The following is a 25,143-nucleotide window of genomic DNA, read 5'->3' as shown; positions in this document are numbered from 1 at the left end:
GACCAGAACCGCGCGTCCCCGAGCAGGTACGCGTAGTTCCCCAACCCCACGAAGCGCCGCTCACCGAAGACGAGAATGAAGCGGTGCAGGCTCAGCCACACCGCCGCGAGAATCGGATACAGCGCCACCGCCGCGAGCACCAGCACCGCGGGCGCCACCAACCAGTACGCCTGTCTCCGCTCCCGCTCCAGCGAGCCTCGCGCGCGCCCCGGGCCCACCGGCCCTGGCACCTGAGACGTCATCGCGTCGTCTCCGCCCCCCGCGCTCATCGCCCCTCCCCCATCAAATGGTCCACCTGCTTCTGCGCGCGCCTCAGCGACTCCTCGGGCGAGCGCAGGCCCGCCACCGCCGCGGAGAACTCGCTCTGCAACACATCTGAAATCAGGTTGTAGTACGGCGTCACCGGCCTCGGCTTCGCGCGCTCCGCCATCTCCCGCAGGCCCGCGATGAACGGCGAGCTCTGTTTCAACCTCGCATCGTCGTACACCGCCGCCCTGGGCGGATTGCGCGCGTAGTGCACCGCCAGCACCAGGTTCGCCTCCGGCGACGTCAGATGCGCGATGAGCTTCGCCGCCAGCTTCCGCCGCTCCGGCGACACATGCGCATTCACGGCGAGTTGATACCCGCCCAGCGTTCCAAATCCCGGCTCGCCACTCACCGTGGGCAGCGGCGCCATCCCCACCTTGCCGCGAATGGGCGAGCCCTCCTTCTGCGCCTCGCTCCACGCATACGGCCAGTTGCGCATGAACACCGCGCGCCCCTCCTGGAAGATGCGCCGCGCCTCCTCCTCCCCAAACCCCATCACCGTCTCGGGCGACACCCCACTCACCAGCAACCCGCGCAGATACGCGAGCGCCTCGCGCGCCGCCTCCGTCTCCAGCAACACGCGCCCGTTCTCCCCCATCGCGTGTCCGCCGTGCCCCCACAGCGCTTCAAAGACATTGCAGCTCAAGCCCTCGTACTGGCGGCCCTGCCACACATACCCCTGGATGCCCGGCACCTTCGCCTTCGCGTCCAACGCGAAGCGCACCAGCTCCGCGTACGTGCGCGGCGCATGGGGCACCAGGTCCGTGCGGTAGTACAGGACGCCCACGTCCAGGTACCAGGGCACCGCGTACGTCCGCCCCTCCACGACGACGGCCTCCACCGGCCCCGGCAGGAACTCCTCGCGCAGCCGCTCCGGCGGGAACTCCGCCGACAGGTCCGCTATCCACCCCGCCCGCGCGAACTCCGGCACCCACACCACGTCCGCCACCAGCACGTCGAAGTCCTTCGCCCCACCCTCCAACGACGTGAGGAAGAACTGGTGCGCCAGGTCCGACGAGTTCGGCAGCGCCTCGGTGACCAGCTTCACCCCGGGGTTGGCCTTCTCGAAGCCCGCGAGCAGCTCCCGGAAGGGCTCCGGAGGTCCCCACAGCGGCTGATACTTCAGCACCAGCCGCGTGGCCCCCGCGCCGTCACGCCCATCCTCCGAGCCCGAGCCGCCACTCCGCCGGCACCCCACCGACAGCACGCAGACACCCAACACGAGCACGACGAAGAACGAGCGGACCATGGGTGCCGGCAGTCTCCAGCCCCCCACCCCACCGTCAACCCACGCTTCGGCCCACGGTTCTCACCCCAACACCCTGTTTCTCCTCGCGGCCAGCCCACACCGGGCAATTCGGGCCCATCTGGAGAAAAACGTCCCTCTGGAACTCCAGGGACCAAACCCAGTGCGTCCGTTTGCCTTCACCCCAGGAACGAGCGTTATCCTTCTGACAGGCAGGACTTCTGGGTGGGGGATGCAATGGCGGAGAAGCCTCGGGAGTGGAAGTACGGCGCGCATCGGGTTCGCATCGAGCCGCCAGACATCGCGGTGGCGACCTTCGAGGGTCCCATCACCATGGACGACGTGAAGCGCACCTCCGAAATCTACAAGGAGGTCTACGACATCCTCGGCCCCTACTACATCCTCGCGGAAATCGGCCGCTCCCAGATTGAGGCCGCCGGCCGCCGCTACCTCTCCGAGAACAACCGCTCCGAGTGGTTCAAGGGCTGCGTCTACGTCGGCGCCGACATCGTCCAGCAGACCTTCGGCAAGGCCATCTCCCTCGCCATGCTCTTCACCGGCAAGTCCAGCTTCGAGACCACCTTCGTCAAGACGCTCGACGACGCCCGCGCCTGGGTCCTCCAGAACCGCGCCCGCTCCCAACGCAAGGCCGGCTGAGACGCGTCTCACCGTCGTGTGAAGTCCGACCCCCTCTGTCTCCTTCCAGACCCGGGCCCCGCTGAAAGTCCTGGTTTGGGAGGGAAGACTGGATTCTCGCTCCCGGTGGCCCTGGGCGGTATGCTCGCGCGGTCAGCCCAAGGGAGCGCCCATGCAGCAACAGGAATGGAAGTTCGGTGCCCACCAGATTCGCCACGAGGCCCCAGACCTGGTGGTCGCCGTGTTCAGCGGCATGCTGAACCTGGAGGACATGAAGCGGGCCGTTGAAATCTACGGCGACGTCGCCAAGAGCGGCGGCTATTACATGATTGCCGATATCGGCAACTCGCAGCTCCAGGCCGAAGCGCGCCGGTACCTCTCCGACAACAGCAAGGCGGAGTGGTTCAAGGGCTGCGTCTATGTCGGCGCGGACATGGTCCAGCAGACCTTCGGCAAGGTCATCTCGCTGGGCATGTTCCTGACGGGCAAGTCGGAGTTCAAGACGGAGTTCGTCAAGACGATGCCCGAGGCCCACGCCTGGGTGGAGCAGCAGCGCCGCGCCAACGTCCGCAAGAGCGGCTGAAGCGGCCTCACTCCCGCCGTCGTCGCCATCCGCTTCACCCATCGCGGTGGCCCCTCCGGGGGCCCCGCCGCCTCTCCTGTCCCGCCCCGCATGTAACCGGGTTGAGCCCTTCCGAGGCGCTCCCCGCACGCAAAGTGTCCACTGGATTTCCCAGAGTCCGAGTCGATGCGACATTTGCGCCTTCGGCCAACCCCCTGAAATCACGCCCCTCCAGCCGACGCTGAGCCGCTCCAGTGACGCACAAGGCCAGTTTCACTGAAAAAATCGCACCCTACTGGTGCGATAACTGGAAATTGAGGTATAGGCGGTCATTCTGGAGCCCCCATCGCGCCCGGTTTTCCAAGTCGGGCTCCGGAACCGGCTGTGCCCCATGCCTCAACCAACCCTTGTCCGAGCAGTGAGCTGGGGGGGCCCGCGCTCGAACTGCCGAGTGAGTCCATGCCCGTAACGGTTCAGAAGCAGGAAGAGACCGGTGTTCCGGCCCATGCCCCCGCGGCGCCTCGCTGCCCTCACCTGGGCGCGCAGTACAACCCCTTCGCGGGACCCCACGTCGACAATCCCCACCCCTTCTTCGAGAAGCTGCGCAAGGAGGAGCCGGTCAGCTTCAACCCGATGCTGAACATGTGGTTGGTGAGCCGCAACGACGACATCCTCCAGGTCCTCAAGGACACGGCGCGCTTCTCCAACCGCGACATGCTGTTCAGCGGGACGACGCTGACGGAGGAGGCGAAGGCCATCCTCGGCGAGGGCTTCCCGCTGGCCCACGTGCTCTTGGGCATGGACCCGCCGGACCACACCCGGCTGCGCAGGCTGATGAACCGGGGCTTCACCGCGCAGCGCATCGCCGGCATGGCGCCGTTCATCGAGAAGCTGGCGCGAGAGATGGTGGGCAGCTTCGCCCAGGACGGCCACGCGGACCTGGTGGAGCAGCTGGCGTACCCGCTGCCCGCCCACGTCATCCTCGGCGTCATGGGCGTGCCGCAGGAGGACGTCTGGAAGATCAAGCGCTGGAGCGCGGACTGGCAGCAGCTCACCTTCGAGCACGTGCCGCCGGAGAAGCAGCCGGAGCTGGCTCGAGGCGTGATTGAGTTCCAGAAGTACTGCGTCCAGCTCATCGAGGCGCGCCGCGAGGAGCCCCAGGAGGACCTCACCAGCTACCTCGTCGAAGTCGAGGCGAACGGCGAGGCGCTGACGGTGCACGAGCTGGTGATGGCCATTGGCGCGTCCTTCCTGTCCGCCGGCCACGAGTCCACCACGGCGATGATGGCGAACACCTGGAAGCTCGCGCTGGAGCACGGCATGTGGAAGCGCCTGCGCGACAACCGGGAGCTCGTCCCCAAGTTCATCGAGGAGGGCTGCCGCTACGACTCCGTCCAGCACGCGATGATTCGCACCGCCCTGGAGGACGTGGAGGTGGGCGGCATCAAGCTCCCCGCGGGCTCACGGCTCCTCATGCTGTACGCCGCCGGCAGCCGGGACGAGTCGCTCTGCCCGCACTCCAACAAGCTCGACGTGGACCGCGAGAAGCCGCCCCAGCACCTCACCTACGGCCGTGGCACGCACTTCTGCCTGGGCGCGCCCCTGGCCCGGCTCCAGGCCCAAATCACCACCAACATCCTCCTGGACGCCCTGGAGGACCCGCGCATGGTGCAGGGACAGGACCATGGCACCTGGCAGAGCATCGTCCTGCGCCAGATGCGCCACCTGAAGGTCGAGTGGACGCCGTCCACGCCCAAGCCTTAGTCGCGGGTACGGCATTCGGCGCTTCCCGCGCACCCACATCCATGTCATGAGCCGGGCCCTGGAGACCTTCATCGTCTCCAGGGCCCTTCGCATGTCTGGGGCCTGACTTCAGTGGACCCGACCCGCCCACAGGCGGTCCACTCGCACCCGGCTTCCGGCAAAAGTCGGAGTCAGTGTCGACACCCATGGGGTTTCGGCGGACTTCACTTGGCTGTTTGAAACGGGCGTGCGTACGTTACGGAGAGAAATTTCTTGCCATACTGGCCGTTTTCGCGAGAAAGAGTCCTTGATTACCCCGCTTGCTCGTAAAGACGAAGGAGCCCCCTCATGTACGCCGAAGTCGTTGACGAAGCGGATGTGCAGTTTGCGCGACGCGTCGACAGGCAGGCCCTGGCAAAAAAGACCCGGGAGATGTCCCAGGTGAACAATGTGCGGGCGCTGTGCGCGCTCGGCACTCAGTGGCTCGTCATTGTCGCCGCGTTTGCCGCGGTGGTGTGGGTGGACCGGTGGTGGGCGTGGCCGATCGCCGCCCTGGTCATCGCCACGCGGCAGCACGCGATGCTCGCGCTGATGCACGAGGCCGCGCACTACCACTTCCTGTCGAACCGGAAGGTGGGCGACGTGGTGGCGGACTTGCTGTGCGCCTTCCCGCTGAACATGACGACGGCGGGCTACCGGCACCAGCACATGGAGCACCACCGGTATGTGAATACGGACAAGGACCCGTACTGGGCCTCCATGCAGCAGGACCCGTCCTGGCACTTCCCGCGCACGCCGGTGAAGGCGGCGGCGGTGTTCCTGGGCGATGCGCTGGGCCTGTACGCGCCGAGCCACCTCAAGGTGGTGATGCCCTGGACGTACTGGGGTCGGCTCCTGGGTGGCGCGAAGCCCAAGGTGTCCGCCGCCGAGCACGTGCGCTACGTCCTCTACGTCTCCGCGCTCATCACCGTGCTGGTGACGACGGGCGCGTGGCTGCACTGGCTGCTCCTGTGGGTGCTGCCGACGACGACGGTGATGATGGCCTTCTTCCGGATGCGCGCGCTGGGCGAGCACCCGCTGGACGCCGAAATCAAGGGCGACGAGACGCGCGAGACGCGCGACGTGAAGGGCACGCTGCTGGAGAACTTCTTCGTGGCGCCGCTCAACTGCAACTACCACCTCACGCACCACGCCTTCCCCTCCGTGCCCTTCTACAACCTGCCCGTCATGCACGAGGAGCTGGACAAGGCGGGCATGCTCGAGGACGGCGTGAATCGCTTCGACACGTACCTGGGCAAGCACAACAGCCTGGTGCAGTACCTCACGCGCAAGCCCGAGGGCTCCAGCGAAGAGACGCTGGCCACCACCACGCCGCCGCCGTCGCAGGGCGTGCGGATGCCGCTGCACTCGTAGGGAAGCAACGACGCGCGCATCGCCCTGGCGAGCGAGGCGTCGGTACCTGTCAGTCACGTCGGGGTGGGGGCCCCGAGGCGGATTGACGAAGGACCGACGGAACGCCTCACGGGAAGCGGCGCAGCGACGTCCACGGGAAGGGCTTCCAGAAGGGCGTCGTCACCGCGTCTGAGTCGAGCGGGAACCAGGGCCCCACGGAAGTGTCTCCCGAGGAGAGGACATGGAAGTCCTGGGCGGGCATGAAGCCTTGACCCAGCAGTGCCACGCGGCGGCCCCCCGCGTCGGCCGCCAGGTCCAACACCAGCACCGTGTGCCCCGGGCTGCCGCCCAGCACGAAGAAGTCCCCGGGACGCAGAGCGTCTCGCGCGGGATGATTCCTGGCGCCCTCCAGCGACAACGTGCCCGCGTAGGTGAAGACCAGGTCCAGATACGAACGGAACGCCGCGCGTGAGCTGTCCGCCGCCGCGCTCCGCGCCCACGTCACCTTCGAGCCGTTGATCCGCGCCCTGTCACCTTCCGCGTACTTCGGCCACGAGGCCAGGTGTCCGCTGGTGAAGCGGTAGGCGATGAGCTCGCGCTGCTTGCTGGACCACAGCCACTCCGCATGCAGCCGGATGATGGAGTCCGCGCACTGCTGCAGGTTGGCCGAGCCGATATCCAGCTCCGCCACCGCCGCCAGCCGCGCATCGTCTCCGGGCAACACCTCTCCGCCCCGGAAGTGCAGCACGGGCGTACCTTCCGCGCGCAGGGGAAGGCCGCGCAGCCACGCGCCGAACGAGCCCGCCTCCAGCGTCACCCGCGTGTAGCCCTCCGGCGCGGGGATGGCGGCGTCCAGTGGACGGACCTGGGCGTCCTTCGACAACCAGGCGTAGCGCGCCAGCTCCTCGCGCGTGGCGGCGCGAGGCTCCACGGGCACCGCCTGCTCGGGAGCCCGTGAGGCCGCCGTCGCGAGCACCGTGCCCCGCAGGCGAGTCTCCAGCGGGGCAGCGCCCGAGACGCCCGACCACAGCAGCGCCAGCAGGCAGGCCCGACCTGGCCAGGTGGAACCGGTGCGCGGTGGAGAGGACGGCTGGAGGGAGGGGCACTCGGGCGCAATCACGACGGGGAGACTCCAGGCAGGTGGGAGCGGCGCTCCGGATGGGAGGATTGTCGCCGCCCGAAGGTTCCCTCGTGGAGTCCATTTCAGGAAAGGCGCGCGCGCATGGTCGCCTGCCCTGCCGACGCGGCGATGACCGACGACTCGACGACACCCCGTCCCCCGCGGCAGGTGCGTGATGACGGCCGAGCATTACCTTCCAGAGAAGATGCGCCGCCAGGCGAGCCTCGTGCTGCTCAACATCCTGTCGCTGTCCCGCCTGCCCATGGCGGTGGCCTTCATCGTCGAGTCCGACGTGAGGGTGCGCGCGGCGCTCGTCATGCTGGCGGCCTTCTCCGACTTTCTCGATGGCTGGATTGCGCGACACAAGGGCCTGGCCACGCGACTGGGCGCGCTCATCGACCCGGTGGCGGACCGCGCCTTCATGGTGACGGCCATTGTCGTCTGCTACCTCGACGGCCTCATCGCCCTGCCGGAGGTGCTGCTGCTGATGGTGCGGGACATCGGCACCGCGGTGGGCTTCATCGTCACCCGGCTGGTGCCGAAGCTGCGGCAAGCGGAGCTCAAGGCGCGGATGCTCGGCAAGGTGGTCACCACGCTGCAACTGGTGACGCTGCTGTGCGTGCTGTTGTTTCCCCCCGCCGTGCGCCCGCTCGTCGCGCTCATCGCCGTGCTGTCGCTCGCGTCGGTGGTGGACTACACGCTCGCGGTGTTGCGGTCTCGAAAGGTGCCCCGGAGCGCCGAGCGGCGCCCGGATGAACACGGGCCGCGAGGCACGCCCGTGCCCACGGCCCGCGAGTAATCGATTCGGTGTGAGCTTCAGCCCGGCGGCGGCGCGGAGTCCTGCGACTCCGAGAGCCCCAGGGCCCTGTCTCGCTCGGAAGATGCGGCGGCGCGCTCGCCCTCACTCATCTCCGCCCAGACATCATCCAGGTCGTCCAGCAGCGCATCCTCCTCCGGTGAGCCACCTTCTGGATGCCGCGCACGCACATTCTCGAACTTGCGCAGCAACGCGCGGTATCGGTCAAAGGCCGTCATGACGGGAACCTCCCTTCGAGCGACGACGAACCTGAACGGGAGCGACTGACGCGCCGCTCCCACGCCTCACCTGTTCGGGTCCTCCTTCCGGACCACCGAGATTTCCACCGTCTCGTGCTCACCCACCATGTCCACCACCGCGTTGACCCTGTCTCCCGGGTCCAAATCCCTCAAGGCAATGCTCTTGCCGTTCCTCAACACGCGGGTGCGCGGAGTCACGTCCAATGTCAGCGCCTCGCCGTCGTCCTGCGCGAGGACGAGTTCGGGAGGCTCCACCGAGCGCACCGTCCCCGTGAAGGTGGCCAGCACCACCGCCGTCCCCGTGGGCGCGGGGACGTTGGTGCCCGCGGGCGGCACATCGTTCTCCACCTGCCGTGCCCCTGTCCCGGCCGTGCCCGAGCCTCCCGTGCCGCGCGCCTGGGCCTCCGAGCCGTTCGGCTCCCGCTGAGCCTGGGTGCCATTCCCCGCGCCGCCCGTGCCCCGCTGGGCCTGAGCGTTCACCTGCGCACGCAGCTTCGCGACGTCCTGCTGGAGCTGTCGCACCTCCGCGCGCAGGCCGGACACGCTGTTCCACAGCTCGGACACCTCGGCGGGTGTCGGCGTCTGCGCGGGCGCCTTCGCCGCTTTCGGCGCCTCCTGCTCCGACTGGGCCTTCGCCGTGCAGCCCTGCGCGCACAGCATCAGCGGCAGGCTCGCGACCACGACCGCCATCCAGGCAACCTTCCCTCGCATGTGTCACGGCCTCCCTTCGTCTTCACAAAGGTGGGGCCTGCCCGCTCACGGACAACCGGCACGGCGGCGGGCAAGCGCCCCAGGAGCAGGCCAGCGGGCCAGCGCTGGACGGCTCGCCTTTTCGGGCCTCCCGAAAATCACCCTGAAACTTTCCGAGGCCTGGCCGCACTCCGTCCGGTCATCATTTCCAGGAGTCGTGTGTGAGCAAGCCATCCGTCTGGGTGAGCCTCGTGGTGGGGCTCGTGTTGGGTTTCGTGGGAGGCCGCACGACGTCGGCGCCCGCGACCGCCGCCGCCGTCGCCAGGGGTGCCTCCGCCCCCGCCGCCGCGGCTCAGCCTCCCGCGCGCCAGCGCCCGCCCATCTCTCCCGTCGTCTACAAGGTGCCGGTGGATGGCTCGCTCATCCACGGCGAGGAGACGGCGCTCGTCACGCTGGTGGAGTTCTCCGACTACGAGTGCCCCTTCTGCGCTCGCGGCCACGCGACGGTGAAGCAGCTCCAGAAGCAGTATGGCGACAAGCTGCGCGTGGTGATGAAGCACCACCCGCTGGAGGACATGCACCCGCGCGCCAAGCCCGCCGCGCTCGCGGCCCTGGCGGCCGGAGAGCAGGGGAAGTTCTGGGAGTACCACGACGTGCTCTTCGCGAACCCGCGGGCCCAGTCCGACTCGGACCTGGAGCGCTACGCGAAGGAGCTGGGGCTGGACGTCGCGCGCTGGAAGCAGGACCTGGCGGCCCCGAAGCTGGCCGACCGCATCCGCCAGGATGACGCGCTGGCGAGGCAGCTCGGCGCCAACGGGACGCCGGGCTTCTTCGTCAACGGCCGATTCATCAACGGCGCCCAGCCGCTGGAGGTCTTCACCCAGGTGGTGGACGAGGAGCTGAACAAGGCGGAGGCGCTGGTGAAGGGCGGCGTGCCGAAGACGGAGGTCTACGCGCGCACCATCGAACGCGGCGTGGACCGTCCGCCCGCGCCTCCCGCGCCGGCGGAGCTGCCCCGGCAGCAGGTGGAGGTGGGCACGGCGCCCTCGCGCGGCCCCGCCAACGCGCCCGTCACCGTCATCGCGTGGTCTGACTTCGAGTGCCCCTTCTGCTCCCGCGCGGTGCCCACGCTGAAGACGCTGGAGAAGGAGTACGAGGGCAAGCTGCGCCTGGCCTTCAAGCACCAGCCGCTGCCCAACCATCCGCACGCGAAGCTGGCCGCCGCCGCGTCACTCGCCGCGCACGAGCAGGGGAAGTTCTGGGAGTTCCATGACCTGCTCTTCGCCAACCAGCGGCAGTTGGACCGGGAGTCGATGGAGGGCTATGCGAAGCAGGTCGGCCTGGATGTGACGCGCTTCAAGCAGGCGCTCGACTCCGGGAAGTTCGACGCGCGCATCGACGAGGACTCGAAGGAGGGCACGCGCGTGGGCGCGGGAGGCACTCCCACGTTCTTCGTCAACGGGCGCCCCGTCGTCGGCGCGATGCCCGTGGACCACTTCCGTCGCATCATCGACGAGGAGCTGAAGAAGGCGGGCGTGGCCCAGCGCTGAGCCACGCCTTCGAGCCTCGCGTCACCGGGCGGCTTCGGCCACCGGGACGCGAGGCTTGGGGACGAGGAAGAGCAGCCGGCCCTTCTGCTTCATCATGCCGGCGGCCAGCTCCGCCTCGGGGCCTCGGCCCCAGAAGACATCCACGCGCCCCGCGCCCTTGATGGCCCCGCCCGTGTCCTGGTTGAACACGAAGCGCGACAGCGGCCTCCACTGCACGGAGCCATCCGCCATCTTCACCGGGTGGTCCGTGTGGATGAAGGCCAGGCCGCCCTTGGGGAACAGGCGCGCGTCCGTGGCGATGGAGCGCCCCGGCGTCACCTCGCGACCCAGCGAGCCCACCGCCGCGCCAGGCAGGAAGCGGAAGAAGACATAGGACTCGTTGTAGTCCAGCACGCGGTCCTGCTCGGTGGGGTTCGCGGCCAGCCATGCGCGCAGCGCCTGCATGGACATCTGCTCGCGGGGGATGACGCCCTCCTGGATGAGCAGCGCGCCGATGCTCCGGTAGGGCCGGCCATTCGACGCGGCGTAGCCCACGCGCCGCTCGCCGCCGTCATTGAGCCGCAGCGTGCCGCTGCCCTGGACCTCCATGAAGAAGAGCGACACCGGGTCCTTCACCCACGCCAGCTCCAGCTTGCGCGGACTCAGCTTGCCGCCGCGAATCTCCGCGCGGTTCCAGTAGGGCACCACCTTCTTGCCCTCCAGTCGTCCGAAGACGCGCTCCGAGGCGAAGCGCTCCGCGAAGGGCTCCAGCGGCACCTCGATGAGGTCATCCGGCGCGGAGAGCACGGGGACGCGGTACTCGTCGGTCCGCGTCAGGCTCCCTTCGAGCACGGGCTCGTAGTAGCCCGTGAAGAGCACCGTGCCGTCCTCGCCTCCGGCGGACTCGAGCAGCTCGAAGTCCTCCATCACCGCCTTCGACACGTCCAGGGACGACATGCCGTCGGTGAGTCGCCCGCGCAGCCGCTCCAGCGCGGACACCAGCGCTCCGGCTGTCACCTCGCGCGGACCGTAGACGAAGCGGTGGTCCACCGGCCGCGTGCGCAGCCAGATGAGGCTCTGGTCCAACGCGACTCGCAGCGACGCGGACGCGCCGTCGTCCACGAGCTGCACATTGCTGGAGAGCTCCACCAGCGCGTCCTGCGGACGGGTGACCGCCGGACGTGGCGCGTGCGCGCAGGAGACGCCAACGAAGAGGAGGACCGTGAGGAAGACGCGTCGAGCGGACCGGGTAGGCATGGCCCCTCGTACCTACTCCAGCCTCCGCCCTCGCGACAGCTTCAGCGCGGCGGTGCCGGGACATGCCGTGCTCCCCGTGCCGTCACCACCGCCCTTGGCCCTCGCGACAGCTTCAGCGCGGCGGTGCCGCCACCGGGGCCCGCTGCGCTTCCCTCGCGTCCACCACCACCTGGCCGTCCTTCATCACGAAGCGCACCTGTCGCAGCGCCTTGAGGTCCTTCAACGGGTCGCCCTTCACCGCCACCAGGTCCGCGAGCTTGCCCGCCTCCAGCGTGCCCACCTGGTCCTGCATGCGCAGCAGCTCCGCCGCGTTCGCCGTCATGGAGCGCAGCACATCCACCGGAGGGACTCCCGCTTCACCGGAGGCACTGAGCGCGCGCACCGTGGTCTCGCCCCGCGTCATCCCTGGCACGGCGAAGTACATGTCCGAGCCCGCCGCCAGTCGCACGCCCGCGGCCAACGCTCGACGGGTCCGCTCATATCCCTTCACCGCGAGCTTCCGGCAGCGCTCCGCCATGGCACGCCGCGTCTCCGCGTCACCCAATTCAGGGGGGAACTCGTCACAGACCTCCAGCGGCCCCACGGTGGGCACCAGGAAGATGCGCTTGCGCACCATCGGCGTCAGCACGTCATCCGGCATCGAGTACCCATGCTCGATGGAGTCCACGCCCGCCTCCACCGCCGCGCGGATGCTTTCGTCCTTCGTCGTGTGCGCGGCGACCGGGCGCTTCATGCGGTGCGCCTCCTCGACGATGACCTTCAGCTCCTCCACCGAGAGGAAGTTGTAGCCGTTGTCGACGATGACCTTGATGCAGTCCGCGCCGTCATACACGGCCTGACGCACGGCACGCCGCGCCTCGTCCACGCCCGTCACCGTCACGTATTCCTGCTCGATGAGCCCCTGCACCGGCTGCTGAATCACCCCGAACTGGCCTCCGTGCGCCGCGAGCGCGCGCGTGCACGCGGAGATGCGCGGCCCCTCCACCCAGCCTCGCTGGATGGCATTGCGCAGCGCCAGGTCGCCATTCACTCCGGAGTTGCCCACGTCGCGCACCGTGGTGACGCCCGCCTCCAGCAGCTCACGCCCCATCTTCGCGCCCAGCAAGGCCCGCTCGGCCGTGCTCATCCGCGCGATGATCAACTCCATGCTCGACCCCTCTCCGCCGTTCCCCATCTCGACGTTCAGGAGCAGGTGCGAATGGGTGTCGATGAGCCCCGGCATCAGGGTGACGTCTCCCAAATCCAGCACCCGCGTGCCCTCGGGAATGGCCAGATTGGAGCCCACGGCCTGGATGCGATTGCCCTCCAGGAGCACCACGGCGTTCGACAGGGGCTTGGCGTTCTTGCCATCGAACAGCCGCGCCGCGCGCACCGCGACCTTCGCCGGACCGGGCGCCTGGGCCCTCGCGGGAGCGGCCAGCCCCGAAGACAGCAGGACACCCACGACCAGCCACACCGCACGCCAGGAACCGAAGGTCATCGCGCACCGCTCCAGAGCGACAGGGAAGCCCTACGCTCGCCTTGCCGGAGTGCAAAAGGCAAGCACCCGCCCTTCACGCCGAGCCAGGGGTCCGCGCGCCAACAAAGCCCTCACGCGGGGACCCTCGTCGCGGCTGCCCGAGGGCCTCCACCTGGACGCGCACGTCACCGTCGAGTTGGAGCTGACCCTCGAAAAGGCTTGCCCTGGGGCCTCCACCTGGACGCGCCCGTCGCCGTCGAGCTGGAGCTGACCCTCGACGAGGCCGGCGAGGCCCGCCTCGTGGGCGAGCCCCGCGCGCCACGTGTCACGCGTAGGGGTTGTAGAACTTCGCGAACGTAGCGCGGGCGAAGTCGCCGAACGTCATGCCCGGCTGGAAGGCGCCCACGCGCAGCTCCGCCGGGTCCGTTCCCTCGGGCGGACGCAGGCGCTCCTCGTTGTCGGGCTGCATGAAGACGGCGAACGTCGAGCGGGAGATGTTGCGGCTCGCCGGGTGCGCCAGCGCCTGCACCGCGTGCGGCGTCGAGCGCAGCAGGCCGCCCGTGACAATCTGCGCGCTCTCGCCAATCTGGAACGCGAGGCAGTCCTTGGGGATGACCACCTTGCGCTCCTCGCCGCCACGAGTGCGCACGTAGAGCCCCGCCTCCGGGTCCGGCACCGCGATGTCCTGCCGCGTCGGCTCCGAGGCCCCGGGCTCCGCGTCGAAGTACATCGCCGGACACAGGCCCGTCAGCGAGCCGTGGTCGCTGTGCCAGCCGCACCAGGAGTCGCGCGTGCGCGGCGTCGCATCCTCGTTGATGGCGAAGTAGTAGAGCAGCCGCGCCTTGCACGCGCGGGACTCGCGGATGGTGCGCTCCAACTGCGCATCCGGCGAGAGCTTGGCACCCAGCCGCGCCGTCACGTACCGGTCGCACTGCGCCGCGACGAGCAGCCCCACGTCCACCATCTTCCGCCCCAGGGCCTGGAAGGCCGGGCGCAGCGCTGGGAAGTCCGGGTCCGGCCACACGTTGGGCAGGTAGTTCTCCGGGTACTTCTCCACCAGCGCCGCGTCCACCTGGGGCGAGTCGTACTGGGGATTGTTGTAGTAGGAGCCCTTGAATTCGTCGAACTGGCCGGGCTTGAGCACTTCCTTGCCGTGGCTCCAGCCGAAGGAATAGCTGCTGCGCTCGTGGACGTAGCGGTCCTTCACCTCATTGGGCAACGCGGCGAACCGGAAGCCCAGCGGCAACAAGCCCTGGCGCAGCTCCACCAGCCCGGGGATGCCCCGGACGATGAGCAGGCCAATGCCGTCATACCCATACGCGCGCTCGATATCGGCGGACAGGTCATCGCCGTCCACCAGCTTCGCGTAATCGAGCACCACCACTCCGTCCTTCGCTCCAGCCACTTCGCCGCTCATCCCGAACGCCTCGTCTGTTCTCCCCGGGCCACGAGGGAGAGGGAGGCGGCGCGCGCCGTGCCCCTCCAGGGCCATGCGGAGACCCCCAGCATAGCCGACGCCGAGCCCCGCCGCGCGCTCGGCGGGGTGCGTCAGTTCGACTGGGCCGAGCCCAGGCGCTTGAGCAGCGAGCCCAGCGCCGCGAAGTCGATGGGCTTCACCAGGTGCGCGTCGAAGCCCGCCTCCTTCGAGCGCTGCCGGTCCGACTCCTGGCCATACCCCGTCACCGCCACCAACTGGAGCCCTCCCTCCGGCCGCTGGGTGCGCAGATGACGCGCCAGCTCATAGCCGTCCATCACCGGCAGGCCGATATCCAGCAGCGCCAGCTCCGGGCGGAAGGACGGCGCCACCTGGAGCGCGCTCGGGCCGTCGTAGGTGACGCGCGTCTCGCAGCCCAGCATGTCCAGCGCCTCGGCCAGCACGTCCGCCGCGTCGCGGTTGTCGTCGACAATCAACACCCGGTGCGGCACCGGCGCGGATTCCTGTACCTTCTCCACGCTCTCGGGCACCGCGCTCGCGATGGAGAGCTGGGTCTCCACCGCGGGCAGGCGCACGGTGAAGGTGCTGCCCTGGCCCCGGCCCTCGCTGTGGGCCTGGATGGAGCCGTCGTGCTGGGCCGCGAGGCTCCGGGCAATCGCGAGCCCCAGCCCCAATCCCCCCTGCGAGCGGTCCAGCTCCTGCCGCTCCTGGAAGAACAGGTCGAAGATGCGCGGCAGCATCTCCTGGGTGATGCCGGTGCCGTTGTCGCTCACGGAGGCCACGACTTCGTCACCCTCGCGCGCGCCGGAGATGGTGATGCTCCCCCCGGGCTCCGTGTACTTCGCGGCGTTCGTGAGGAGGTTGGAGAACACCTGTCCCAGGCGCGTCGCGTCCGCGTCCAGCAGCAGGCCGTGGCGAGGCACCTCCACGGACAGGTGCTGGCCGCGCTGCTCCAGGAGCGGACTGGCCTGTTCGATGGCCTTCGCCACCACCTCCGCCAGCTCCACCCGCTCGCGGCGCAGGACGACCTTGCCGCGCGTCACGCGAGACACGTCGAGCAGGTCATCCACCAGTCGCACCAGGTGATGCACCTGCCGCTCGATGACGGTGCGCTCACGCTCCGCGCCGTCGGCTCCGCGCAGCCGCATCAACTGGAGCGCGGTGAGGATGGGCGCCAGCGGATTGCGCAGCTCGTGGCCGAGCATCGCCAGGAACTCATCCTTGGCGCGGCTGGCGGACTCCGCCTCCCGGCGCGCGTTGGACAGGTCCGTCACGTCGAAGGCCACGGTGACGATGGAGTCCACCCGGCCCTCGTCATCCAGCATCGGCTGGTAGACGAAGTCGAAGAACACCTCGCGCGGAGGGCCTCCCTCGCCGGAGACCATCATCAGCCGCAGCGAGCGGCCGATGTACGGCTCTCCCGTGGTGACGACCCTGTCCAGCAACTCGAAGATGCCCTGGCCCTCCAGCTCCGGCAGCGCCTTCGCGATGGGCTGGCCGACGACGGGGCGGTTGGCGACGAGCCGCAGGTAGTTCGCATTGGCGAACTCGAAGATGTGCTCGGGCCCCCGCAGGATGCAGATGCCCACCGGGGCGTACGTGAAGACGCGCGTCAGGAGCCGGGCATGCGCCTCCTGGGTGGCTTGCAGTCGCGCCTTGGTGAGCTGTGTCTCCACCCGCGCCAGCAGCTCCCGCGCGGAGAAGGGCTTCACCAGGTAGTCGTCGACGCCAGCGCGCAGACCCTCGATGCGCGCCTCCTCGCCAGCCCGCGCGGAGAGGACGGTGACGGGGACTCGGCGCGTGCGCTCGTCGGCGCGCAGCTCTCGCAGGAGACCAAAGCCATCCAACCCCGGCATCATCACGTCCGTCAGCACCAGGTCCGGCGGCCGGGCTCGCGCGGACTCCAGCGCCGCGAGGCCGTCCGCCACCGCCTCCACCTCCCAGCTCCGCGACAAGAGCGACGTCAGGTACGCGCGCATGTCGGCGTTGTCGTCCGCCAGGAGGATGCGCGCGCCCTTGGCGACGTTCTCCGCCTCGGGCACCTCGGCCCCCAGCTCCAGCGACTTCACCTCCAGCCCGCCCGGCAGCCAGCGCAGCGCCTCATTCACATAGGGCGCGGCGCCCAGCGCCGTGACGGACCGCGAGTCGCGCGCGCCGACATGGTCCTTGGGCAGATGGTCCGCGCCGGAGGGAATGCGCAGGGTGAACGTCGTTCCCGCGCCTTCCTTGCTCGTCACGGCCAGCACGCCGCCGTGGAGGCGGACCAGTTCGTGCACGAGCGCCAGGCCGATGCCGGAGCCCTCGTACGTCCGGGCACGCGCGCCCTGGACGCGGTGGAAGCGCTCGAAGACGCGAGGCAGCTCCTTCTCGGGAATGCCGATGCCCGTGTCGGAGACCTGGAGCTCGACCTGTCCGTCCACCCACCGCTGGGTGATGCGGATGGTCCCCTCGAAGGTGAACTTCAGCGCGTTGGAGAGGAGGTTGAGGACAATCTTCTCCCACATGTCCTGGTCGACGTAGATGTCCTCGGGCAGCGGCGCGCAGTCGACCTCGAAGCGCAGACCCGCGCGCTCCATCGCGGAGCGGAAGGCACTCGCCAGGCCCGCGGTGAGGGCGGGCAGCTTCACCGGCTCGTACCGGGCCTCGATGCGCCCCGCCTCCAGGCGGGAGAAGTCGAGCAGCGAGTTGACCAGCTTCAAGAGCCGCTGCGAGTTGCGATGAACGGTCTCCAGCGGCTCGCCGGAGAGGGTGCGCGAGGGCGAGGCCAGCGCGTCCTCGGTGGGGCCGAGCATCAGCGTCAGCGGCGTGCGGAACTCGTGGCTGACGTTGTTGAAGAAGGCCGTCTTCGAGCGGTCGATGGCGGCGAGGGCCTCGGCGCGCTGGCGCTCCTCCTCGTAGGCGCGGGCATTGGCGATGGCCGTCACCACCGGGTCCGCGGTGAGGCGGAAGAGGCCCAGGTAGCGGTCATCCAGGATGCGGCGCGGGCTGACGCCGGCCACCAGGAAGCCATACGGGTGGGACTGTCCCGAGCGCGCCAGCGGCAGCACCACCGCGCGAGTCGGCGCCGTGCCCCAGCGGCCCCCGGGAAGGTCCCCGAAGCGCGAGGCCAGGTCATCGACGAGGACCTCCCGTCCGGTGCGCGCCGCCTCGGCGAAGGGCCAGGTGCCGGGCGCATCCAGGGAGGGGGTGAAGGGGGCGCGCTTGGGCCTGGCGAGGCCCGAGTAGCCGTCCATTCCACTGGAGCCCACGCACCGCAGCTCGGTGCCGTCCTCGTCGAGCAGGTAGAGCAGCGTGAAGGGCAGGTCCAGGTCGTAGCCGGAGAAGATGGACGCGGCGGTCTGACAGGCCTCCTCGGCCGTCTTCGCGGCGGCGGAGCTGGTGGCCAGCTCTCCCAGCATCTTGAGCTGGCGGTTGTCCTGCACCTGCTCGGTGGTCTCCTGCACCGTGACGAGGACGCCGCCGACCTGGCCGACCTCGTCATAGACGGGGCTGTACGAGAAGGTGTGGAACGTCTCCTCGACGAAGCCGCGGCTGTTGATGAAGAGCTGGAGGTGCTCACTCCACGTCGCGGGGCTACCGCTCAGCACGCCCTGGGCCATGGGGCCAACGACGTCCCAGATTTCAGCCCAGACGACGGAGGCCGGAGCGCCGAGCGAGCCCGGGTGTTTCAGGCCGAGCACGGGCCGGTAGCCGTCGTTGTAGATTTGCAGCATCTGGGGTCCCCACCACAGGAGCATGGGGAAGCGGTTGCCCAGGACGACGCCCACCATCGTCTTCAGGCTGGTGGGCCAGCCGGAGAGGGGGCCGAGCGGCGTCGAGGACCAGTCCTTGGAACGGACCAGCTCCGCCATCTCGCCGCCTCCTCCGAGGTGGCCCTCCTGGAAGCCAATGGTTCGCGATGTGGGAAGGTCCGACGCGGACATCAGGGCTCGTGGGAAAAATGGAAGTGACCTGGGCTTCTAGTGTCGCGTCCACAAGCACGCAATCACCGCAGCAGCGTCCCTCCTCTCCCGAACATTTTACCGGTGGTGTGGCCGGACCCAGGGCAGGCGGGCCCGCCGTCCCAGTTGGAACAGCGAGCAGGTTTTACAGCCCACCCCTCAGATGAAGTAGTCGGGGAACAGCTCCGCGCCGGGCACGGACTGATACTTGTCGAAGTTCGTCACGCCGTCCGCGCGCAGCACGTCCTCGTCGATGCAGAAGTTGCCGGTGAAGCTCTTGCTCGGCTTGGTGAGGATGGCATACGCCGCGTCGGCCATGATGTCCGGCGAGCGGCTGCCGCGAATCGTCTCCTCACCGCCCAGCAGGTTCTGCACCGCCGCCGTCGCGATGACCGTGCGCGGCCACAACGCATTCACCGCGATTCCATCCGAGCGCAGCTCGTCCGCCATGCCGAGCACGCACATGCTCATGCCGTACTTCGCCATCGTGTACGCCACGTGCGGCGAGAACCAGCGCGCCTCCATGTTCAACGGCGGCGAGTTGTTCAGGATGTGCGGATTGCTCGAGCGCTTGAGGTGCGGAATGCACGCCTGCGAGCAGGCGAATGTCCCGCGCGTGTTGATGCCGTGCATCAGGTCATAGCGCTTCATCGGCGTGTCCTCCGTGCCGGTGAGGCTGATGGCGCTCGCGTTGTTGATGAGGATGTCGATGCCGCCGAACGTCTCCACCGTCTTCTCCACCGCCGCGGCAATCTGCTTCTCGTCGCGGATGTCCACCGCGAAGGGGAGCGCCCGTCCGCCCGCCTTCTCGATTTCCTCCGCCGCCGTGTAGATGGTGCCCGGCAGCTTGGGGTGCGGCTCCGTCGTCTTCGCGGCGATGACGATGTTGGCGCCGTCGCGCGCCGCTCGCAGGGCAATCGCCTTGCCGATTCCTCGGCTGGCCCCGGTGATGAAAAGCGTCTTCCCCTTGAGTGTCGTCATGCGGCCGGTCTCCCTGGGTGCCACGTAAGGTCTGCTTAAGAACCCCCTGGGTATAGCGATTCTCGGCCCCAAGAACACGGGCGACATGGACCGGACCCTCCCAACTCGCACCGGCCCAGGAGAGGACTCGCGATGAGCGACCACGACAGGAAGGACACCCTCACCTCGGTGATGTCCCGCCGGAGGGTGCTGCGCGGCATGGGCCTGACACTGGCGGCGATACCGCTGGTGCAGGTCCTCGCCTGCGGCACGGATGACTCGGGCACCCCAGGAACCCCAAGCTCTGGAGACACCGCCGACTCGGGCACCAACCCCGACTCAGGAACCGCCGCCACCGCCTGGGCCACCGGCGGCACCGCGGTGATGGCCGGCAACTACGCCAACCCCTTCACCGACGACAGCGGCACCACCTGCGCCCTCACCTGCGCGGCCACCCTGGGTCCCTGCTACGCGGAGACACTGGTCCGCAAGGACATCAGCGAGGGCCACGACGGCCTGCCCGTGCGGCTCGCCTTCCGCGTGCTGGACGAGGCCTGCGAGCCCATCCAGGGCGCCTCCGTCGACATCTGGCACGCCGCGCCCGAGGGCCTCTACTCGGGTGAGGACGCGAGCACCTTCTGCACCGGGGACGACCCGACGGCCACGTCCGCCCGATGGTTCCGAGGCGTGCAACTCACGGACGCCGACGGCCGCGCGGACTTCGATACCTGCTTCCCCGGCTGGTACAGCAGCCGCACCGTCCACATCCACTTCACCATTCGCGTGGGCGACGCGGAGTACGTGACGTCACAGCTCTTCTTCGACGACACGCTCAACGACGACGTCATCAACCACCAGCCGCTCTACAACACGCGCGGACCGCGAGACACGACGAACGCCAACGACAACGTCGTCTCCGCCGAGTCCGTGGGCAACTACCTCTTCCAGACCTCGCGGCAGGAGGACGGCGCCATGCTCGCGTGGAAGACGCTCATCATCCGCTCCTCGCTCGACACCGCGCAGTGCCAGATTCCGGGCGGCGGTGGAGGCGGTGGCGGCCCCGGTGGCCCTCCGCCAGGCTGGGACGGCGGCATGCCTCCCATGCCGTAGTCCGCTTCAACGAGCGCGCGGAGTCACCGAGGCTTCGCGCGCTCCAGTTCCTCCACCAACAGCTCCGACACCTTGCGCACGCGAGGGATGTCCAGCGCCGACTTCGCGCAGATGAGGTGGAGCTGGCTCTTCTTGTACGGCCCCAGGTCGACGTCGAGCGGCACCAGGTTGCGCTCCCGCTGCTGACTGAAGCGGTGCGGGGTGTTCGCCAGTGCAATCGCACCCACGCCCGCCTCCGCCGCCGCCAGCAGCACCAGGAAGTTGTCGGCGGTGAAGACGGGGGCGAAGTTCGGGATGAGCGATTCGAGCTGGGGATTGGGCGGCATCGCCTCGAACGGCGGAGCCCATGCCACCCAGGGCAGCTCCTGGAGCGTCGGCCGCTTCGGCAGCGTCGCCTTGAGGGACTTGGAGACGAAGACGCCGGTCTCCACCTCCAGCGTGTACACGCGGGTGAGGTCCGCGTGCCGCGTGGACTTCGTGCGCAGCGCGAGGTCCGCCTCCCCGCGCCCCAGGTCCGCGTAGCTCACCGACGACTGCACCTCCAGCCGCAAACCCGGGTGCTTGCGCGCCACCTGGCCCGCGAAGGGCGCCAGGAAGTCGAAGCTGACGAAGGGGCTCGCCGTCACGCGCACCAGTCCCTGGGGTGACGAGTCCGCCGACTCGGCGGCGCGCTGAAGCTCTCCGGCCCACTCCGCCATCTTCCGGGTGGGAGGCAGCAACCGCTCGCCCGCGGACGTCAGCGTCGCGCCGTCCACGCTCCGACGGAACAGCTTCGCCCCCACCTCGTACTCCAGCGCCGCCAGCCTGCGGCTCACCGTCGGCTGGCCGATGCGCAGCCGCTTCGCCGCGGCACTGAAACTGCCCGTCTCCGCGATGGCCAGGAACAGGCGCGCGTCATCCCAGGGAATATCCATATCTGGATGGCTTCATACCAAAATGGCCATTTCCCATGCACCTGCGCATCGGTACCTTGGCGTCCATGAAGAACGCCAAGCGCATCAGCCTCGCCGTCGTGTCCGCCCTCGTCGTCGGTGCCGTCGTCCTGGGAGTCGTCGGCGTGGCGTCCACCTCACACCCCCATCAGCCTTCGTCGCTCGGCACGGCGCGGCCCGTGAATGACCTGCTCGCCGTGCTGGACGAGCCCGGCCCCGTGGAGCTGGAGTCAGTCGTGTCCTCCGACTGGGCCGTGGACCGGAGCGGCCTCATCAACCTGAAGCACCCCACCGCGAAGGCGGCGAACCTGGAGGACGGGGACGAGCCCATCCAGGTCTTCTTCCACGCGCTGCGCCACCCGACGAAGGGCCTCTTCATCGTCGACACCGGCATCGAGACGGCCCTGCGGGACGCGCCGGAGAAGGCGGCCATGCAGGGCATCGTCGCCAGCGCCATGCACATGGAGAAGCTCAAGGTGCACCAGCCCCTGGGCGAGTGGCTCGCGAAGCAGCCCCAGCCCCTGGCCGGCGTCTTCCTCACGCACCTGCACCTGGACCACGTCACCGGCATGGCCGACGTGCCCGCGGGCACCCCCGTCTACACCGGCCCGGGCGAGGCGGAGGCCCGCGCCGTCCTCAACGTGTTGCTGAAGCCCAACACGGACCGCGCGCTGGCGGGCAAGGCCGCGCTGTCCGAGTGGACCTACGCCGCCGAGGCGAGCGGCCTCTTCGACGGCGCGGTGGACATCTTCGGCGACGGCTCCGTGTGGGCGCTCTGGGTGCCGGGCCACACGCCGGGCAGCACCGCGTACCTGGTGCGCTCGACCAAGGGCCCCGTGCTGCTCACGGGCGATGCCAGCCACACCCGCTGGGGCTGGGAGCACGACGTGGAGCCAGGCACCTTCACCGCCGACGGGCCGCGCGGCGTGGACAGCTTCAAGAAGCTGCGCGCCTTCGCCGCCGCGCACCCGAACGTCGCGGTGCGCTTCGGCCACCAGCACTGACGAGCAAGAAACAGCCCGCGCCCCTCCTCGAATCGAAGAGGAGCGCGGGCGAAGAAGCTCCAGCGCTGCTACGGCAGGTCGAGCGCGTGCTGCTTGAAGAAGTCCCACATGAACGTGGTGGCGTCGGGGCCGGACGGGTCGGCGAAGGGGTAGCTCGCATTGCCTCCCGGCCACGCGTGGTCCATGCCGCGAATCTCGTACTTCTGCGCCACCAGCTCACCGCCGTAGACGTAGTCCTTCACGACGTAGGTGCGGCCACCGGGGACGCTCAAGGTCCTCGTGCTCGTCGGCGTGCCCTTGATGCTGTCATTGGCCACGCCGTCATCGCCGTAGTCGCTCGTCTGGAGGAACTGCTTCACCGCCTGCTCGCCGTTGAGCGGATTGACGACGCTGTCCTCGGTGCCGTGCACCACGAGCACCGGCACCGTGCGGCGCGGCCGGCCCGAGCAGACCCACGCGTCCTTCCCCTTGTCGTCCGGCGAGTAGATGCTGCCGAAGAGCATGGCGAAGGCCGTGCCCGACACCGTCGTCGCCGCCTTGTACATGGCGCCCGCGCCCACCATGCCCGCGGCGAACACGTCCGAGTAGCAGGACATCAGCGTGGTCGTCAGCACGCCGCCCGCGGACACGCCGCCCACATAGACGCGGCGCGCGTCCACCGAGTAGCGCTGCTTCATCAAATCCACCATGCCGACGATGAGCGAAGGCTCGCCCGTGCCGCGCTCCTGGTTGTTGCCGAGCATGAAGTTCCAGCACTGCGTCGCGTTCACGAACGTCGCCTGGTTGGGATAGAGGACGAGGAAGCCTTCGGCATCGGCCTTCTCGTTCAGACGCGTCAGGCCCGCGAACTGGTCCGGGTTCTGGAGACAGCCGTGTAGCGCTACCAGCAGGGGGCGAGGTGTCCCCGGTTGGTAGCCGGTGGGGACCCAGAGTTGATAGCCCCGGGCTCCCCATGCGCCCACATAGTTGCCATGGACCCACGAGCCAGCGTAGGCGGGGGCTCCCGTGGAGAGCACCAGCCACATCGTGAGCAGGAACAGCGACCGCGAGAGTGCGACACCACGTCGATGCATCGACATCGTCCAGCCTCCTGGGTTGTGGAGCTCGGGTTCGCTGCTCGGCTCAGGCGCCGAGCGAGGTGCCGGGTGCGGCGCTGTCGACGGCGCGGAGGAAGTCCTCCACGGCGTCGGTGAGCGGACCGGGCTGGTCCAGCGGAGCGGCATGGCCGGAGTCCGCCAGGACCTGGAGGCGCGCGTTGGAGAGCAGGTCGACATAGACCTGCTTCGCGGACCGGGGCGTGTAGTCGCGCTCGGAGTGGAGCACGAGCACCGGACAGGTGATGTCCTTCAGCCGCGCCATGACGCTCCAGCCCAACAGCCCGCGCGTCGAGCGCAGGTAGGCATCCGGGTCATTGGCGGAGAACGTGGCGATGGCGCGCTGACGCAGCCCTTCCTGCTCCGGCTTGGGGAACAGCTTGGGCGCCAGCACCTTGGCCATGGCCTTGGGTCCGAAGAAGCGCAAGAGGAAGAGCCGCAGCGCGAAGTCGAACTTGCGGCGCGCCGTGCGGGCGACGAGCTCCGGGCCGCTGTTGACGATGACCAGGCTGCGCACCAAATCTGGCCGGTCCACCGCGAGCTGGAAGCCCATCATCCCGCCCATCGACAGGCCGATGACATGCAGTTGCTTCAGACCCAGCGCGTCGCAGAGCGCGGCGATGTCCTTCGCGAAGAGCGGCACGCCGTAGGCACCCGCCGGCTTCCCGCTGCGCCCATGCCCCCGAGCATCCGGGACGACGACGCGGTAAGCGCTCGCCAGCCGTGGTGTGACGAGCTCCCAGTCGACTCCGGAGGAGCCGAGCCCGTGAAGCAGCAACACCGGAATGCCCTGGCCCGACTCTTCGTAGTGGAGAGTGAGGCCTTCGAGCTGCAACGTGGACATCCTCGGACTCCAGGCGCGGAAGTGACGCAATCCACCCTATCTGAACGAACGTTCGTTAAGCAAGAGCCCACATGAGCACACCGACTCTCTCCCGGCTTCGCGCCCAGCCGGCGAGCCTTCCGCCGTCAGCACCGTCGGATGGCACCCGGCGTCGCATCCTGGAGACGGCCCTCCAGCTCTTCGCGAGTCGCGGCTACCACGACACGTCGATTCGGGATCTGGCCAAGGTGCTGGAGCTGCAGCCGAGCGCGCTGTACGCGCACTTCGCCTCGAAGGAGCACGTGCTCGCGGAGCTGGTGCGCATCGGCCATGAGGCCCACCACGAGGCGTTGCAGACGGCGATGAAGGAGTCCGCGCCCGAGCCCAGGCAGCAGGTCCAGGCGCTGGTGCGCGCGCACACGCGCACGCATGCGATGCATCCCCAGCTCGCGGTGGTGGTGAACGAGGAGCTGTATGCGCTGACGCCGGAGCTGGCCGCCCCGGCGGTGGCCCTGCGGGACAAGTCCGCCGCGCTCCTGGCGGAGGTCATCGAGCGCGGGGTGGCGCAGGAAGTCTTCTCGCCGCCCCATCCTCGCATCACCGCCGCCGCCATCTCCGCGATGGGCGTGCGCCTGCCTTATTGGTACGACCCCGCCAGCGCGCTCGACGTGGAGACCCTCGCGGATGTCCACGCGGAGCTGGCGCTGCGCATGTTGGGAGCGACGCCGGAGCGGTGAGGTTTCACGACAGTGCCGAACTCACGGCCTTCAGTCGCGCGGAAGGTTCCTGGGCGTCGCGGCTTCACCTGCTCCACCGATGTCGGGGCCTTTCGTCGACCACACCGCGAG

Annotated in this window: 21 protein-coding genes and 1 pseudogene; 9 read left to right on the top strand and 13 right to left on the bottom strand. The window is 69.0% G+C overall.

Translation table 11 applies throughout. The features are described 5' to 3' along the window. Both HUW62_RS10740 and HUW62_RS10735 read right to left on the bottom strand, forming a co-directional pair. Nucleotides 1-269: pseudogene (locus HUW62_RS10740) on the bottom strand (hypothetical protein); the annotation flags it as partial. Further along, nucleotides 266-1,555: an ABC transporter substrate-binding protein gene (locus HUW62_RS10735; protein ID WP_176434357.1), complete on the bottom strand. Its 1,290-nt coding sequence runs from the start codon at nt 1,553-1,555 to the stop codon at nt 266-268. The gene HUW62_RS10735 and the pseudogene HUW62_RS10740, both read right to left, overlap by 4 nt. A 234-nt stretch (nt 1,556-1,789) precedes the next feature. Here HUW62_RS10735 and HUW62_RS10730 point away from each other — a divergent pair, with 234 nt between their 5' ends. From HUW62_RS10730 to HUW62_RS10715, 4 genes are all read left to right on the top strand, one after another. Continuing rightward, nucleotides 1,790-2,209, top strand: a complete 420-nt coding sequence (locus tag HUW62_RS10730) for an STAS/SEC14 domain-containing protein (protein WP_163865927.1) — start codon at nt 1,790-1,792, stop codon at nt 2,207-2,209. 151 nt (nt 2,210-2,360) lie between these two features. Next, nucleotides 2,361-2,771 (top strand): STAS/SEC14 domain-containing protein, encoded by a 411-nt coding sequence (locus tag HUW62_RS10725; RefSeq protein WP_163865926.1) that lies wholly within the window; start codon nt 2,361-2,363, stop codon nt 2,769-2,771. Nucleotides 2,772-3,209: 438 nt separating this feature from the next. Continuing rightward, nucleotides 3,210-4,514, top strand: coding sequence for a cytochrome P450 (locus tag HUW62_RS10720; protein ID WP_163865925.1), 1,305 nt, complete (start codon nt 3,210-3,212; stop codon nt 4,512-4,514). 411 nt (nt 4,515-4,925) lie between these two features. Further along, nucleotides 4,926-5,906: a fatty acid desaturase family protein gene (locus HUW62_RS10715; protein WP_255203352.1), complete on the top strand. Its 981-nt coding sequence runs from the start codon at nt 4,926-4,928 to the stop codon at nt 5,904-5,906. A 106-nt stretch (nt 5,907-6,012) separates the two neighbouring features. On the opposite strand, the gene HUW62_RS10710 is transcribed toward HUW62_RS10715, so the two are convergent. Next, nucleotides 6,013-6,822: a DUF4846 domain-containing protein gene (locus HUW62_RS10710; RefSeq protein ID WP_240356419.1), complete on the bottom strand. Its 810-nt coding sequence runs from the start codon at nt 6,820-6,822 to the stop codon at nt 6,013-6,015. Between the two features lie 388 nt (nt 6,823-7,210). Between HUW62_RS10710 and HUW62_RS10705 the strand changes: the two genes are divergently transcribed. Further along, nucleotides 7,211-7,804 carry a CDP-alcohol phosphatidyltransferase family protein gene (locus HUW62_RS10705; protein ID WP_163866225.1) on the top strand — a complete coding sequence of 198 codons (594 nt, stop codon included), beginning with the start codon at nt 7,211-7,213 and terminating at the stop codon, nt 7,802-7,804. A gap of 17 nt (nt 7,805-7,821) precedes the next feature. Here the strand turns inward: HUW62_RS10705 and HUW62_RS10700 are convergent, their stop codons facing one another. After that, a complete protein-coding gene (locus tag HUW62_RS10700) occupies nt 7,822-8,040 on the bottom strand; it encodes a hypothetical protein (RefSeq protein WP_163865922.1) in 219 nt (72 codons plus the stop codon). Nucleotides 8,041-8,106: 66 nt separating this feature from the next. Next, the gene (locus HUW62_RS10695; protein WP_255203351.1) at nt 8,107-8,751 is read right to left on the bottom strand and encodes a hypothetical protein; all 645 of its coding nucleotides are present in this window, start codon (nt 8,749-8,751) and stop codon (nt 8,107-8,109) included. Nucleotides 8,752-8,972: 221 nt separating this feature from the next. On the opposite strand from HUW62_RS10695, the gene HUW62_RS10690 reads away from it, so the two are divergent. Next, entirely contained in the window at nt 8,973-10,301 is a 1,329-nt protein-coding gene (locus tag HUW62_RS10690; protein WP_163865920.1) for a thioredoxin domain-containing protein, read from the top strand. 21 nt (nt 10,302-10,322) lie between these two features. Here HUW62_RS10690 and HUW62_RS10685 read toward each other — a convergent pair whose 3' ends face one another. The 5 genes from HUW62_RS10685 to HUW62_RS10665 all read right to left on the bottom strand — a co-directional run bounded on the left by HUW62_RS10685 (nt 10,323) and on the right by HUW62_RS10665 (nt 19,353). Then, on the bottom strand, nt 10,323-11,537 hold the full coding sequence (locus tag HUW62_RS10685; RefSeq protein ID WP_176434354.1) for a murein transglycosylase A: 1,215 nt from the start codon (nt 11,535-11,537) through the stop codon (nt 10,323-10,325). Nucleotides 11,538-11,649: 112 nt separating this feature from the next. After that, nucleotides 11,650-13,017 (bottom strand): amidohydrolase family protein, encoded by a 1,368-nt coding sequence (locus HUW62_RS10680; RefSeq protein ID WP_176434353.1) that lies wholly within the window; start codon nt 13,015-13,017, stop codon nt 11,650-11,652. Nucleotides 13,018-13,321: 304 nt separating this feature from the next. Beyond that, the gene (locus HUW62_RS10675) at nt 13,322-14,413 is read right to left on the bottom strand and encodes an isopenicillin N synthase family oxygenase (RefSeq protein WP_163865917.1); all 1,092 of its coding nucleotides are present in this window, start codon (nt 14,411-14,413) and stop codon (nt 13,322-13,324) included. A gap of 131 nt (nt 14,414-14,544) precedes the next feature. Next, nucleotides 14,545-18,282, bottom strand: a complete 3,738-nt coding sequence (locus HUW62_RS10670; RefSeq protein ID WP_255203350.1) for an ATP-binding protein — start codon at nt 18,280-18,282, stop codon at nt 14,545-14,547. Nucleotides 18,283-18,531: 249 nt separating this feature from the next. Next, complete coding sequence (locus HUW62_RS10665; RefSeq protein WP_163865915.1) at nt 18,532-19,353, bottom strand: NAD(P)-dependent oxidoreductase; 822 nt, start codon at nt 19,351-19,353, stop codon at nt 18,532-18,534. Between the two features lie 132 nt (nt 19,354-19,485). On the opposite strand from HUW62_RS10665, the gene HUW62_RS10660 reads away from it, so the two are divergent. Beyond that, entirely contained in the window at nt 19,486-20,442 is a 957-nt protein-coding gene (locus tag HUW62_RS10660; RefSeq protein ID WP_240356379.1) for a protocatechuate 3,4-dioxygenase, read from the top strand. A 23-nt stretch (nt 20,443-20,465) separates the two neighbouring features. On the opposite strand, the gene HUW62_RS10655 is transcribed toward HUW62_RS10660, so the two are convergent. Beyond that, nucleotides 20,466-21,356 carry a LysR family transcriptional regulator gene (locus HUW62_RS10655; RefSeq protein WP_163865914.1) on the bottom strand — a complete coding sequence of 297 codons (891 nt, stop codon included), beginning with the start codon at nt 21,354-21,356 and terminating at the stop codon, nt 20,466-20,468. 65 nt (nt 21,357-21,421) lie between these two features. On the opposite strand from HUW62_RS10655, the gene HUW62_RS10650 reads away from it, so the two are divergent. Next, nucleotides 21,422-22,378 carry an MBL fold metallo-hydrolase gene (locus HUW62_RS10650; protein WP_163865913.1) on the top strand — a complete coding sequence of 319 codons (957 nt, stop codon included), beginning with the start codon at nt 21,422-21,424 and terminating at the stop codon, nt 22,376-22,378. A gap of 68 nt (nt 22,379-22,446) precedes the next feature. Here the strand turns inward: HUW62_RS10650 and HUW62_RS10645 are convergent, their stop codons facing one another. Both HUW62_RS10645 and HUW62_RS10640 read right to left on the bottom strand, forming a co-directional pair. After that, the gene (locus HUW62_RS10645) at nt 22,447-23,457 is read right to left on the bottom strand and encodes a PHB depolymerase family esterase (RefSeq protein WP_240356378.1); all 1,011 of its coding nucleotides are present in this window, start codon (nt 23,455-23,457) and stop codon (nt 22,447-22,449) included. A 43-nt stretch (nt 23,458-23,500) separates the two neighbouring features. Further along, on the bottom strand, nt 23,501-24,316 hold the full coding sequence (locus HUW62_RS10640) for an alpha/beta fold hydrolase (RefSeq protein ID WP_176434351.1): 816 nt from the start codon (nt 24,314-24,316) through the stop codon (nt 23,501-23,503). Between the two features lie 71 nt (nt 24,317-24,387). Here HUW62_RS10640 and HUW62_RS10635 point away from each other — a divergent pair, with 71 nt between their 5' ends. Further along, the gene (locus tag HUW62_RS10635) at nt 24,388-25,032 is read left to right on the top strand and encodes a TetR/AcrR family transcriptional regulator (RefSeq protein ID WP_163865911.1); all 645 of its coding nucleotides are present in this window, start codon (nt 24,388-24,390) and stop codon (nt 25,030-25,032) included. The last annotated feature ends 111 nt before the right edge of the window (nt 25,033-25,143 follow it).

It is taken from the genome of Myxococcus sp. AM011, from assembly GCF_013372595.1.
Classification (GTDB): Bacteria; Myxococcota; Myxococcia; order Myxococcales; family Myxococcaceae; genus Myxococcus; species Myxococcus eversor.
This window is presented reverse-complemented; position numbering and strand designations above follow the sequence as displayed.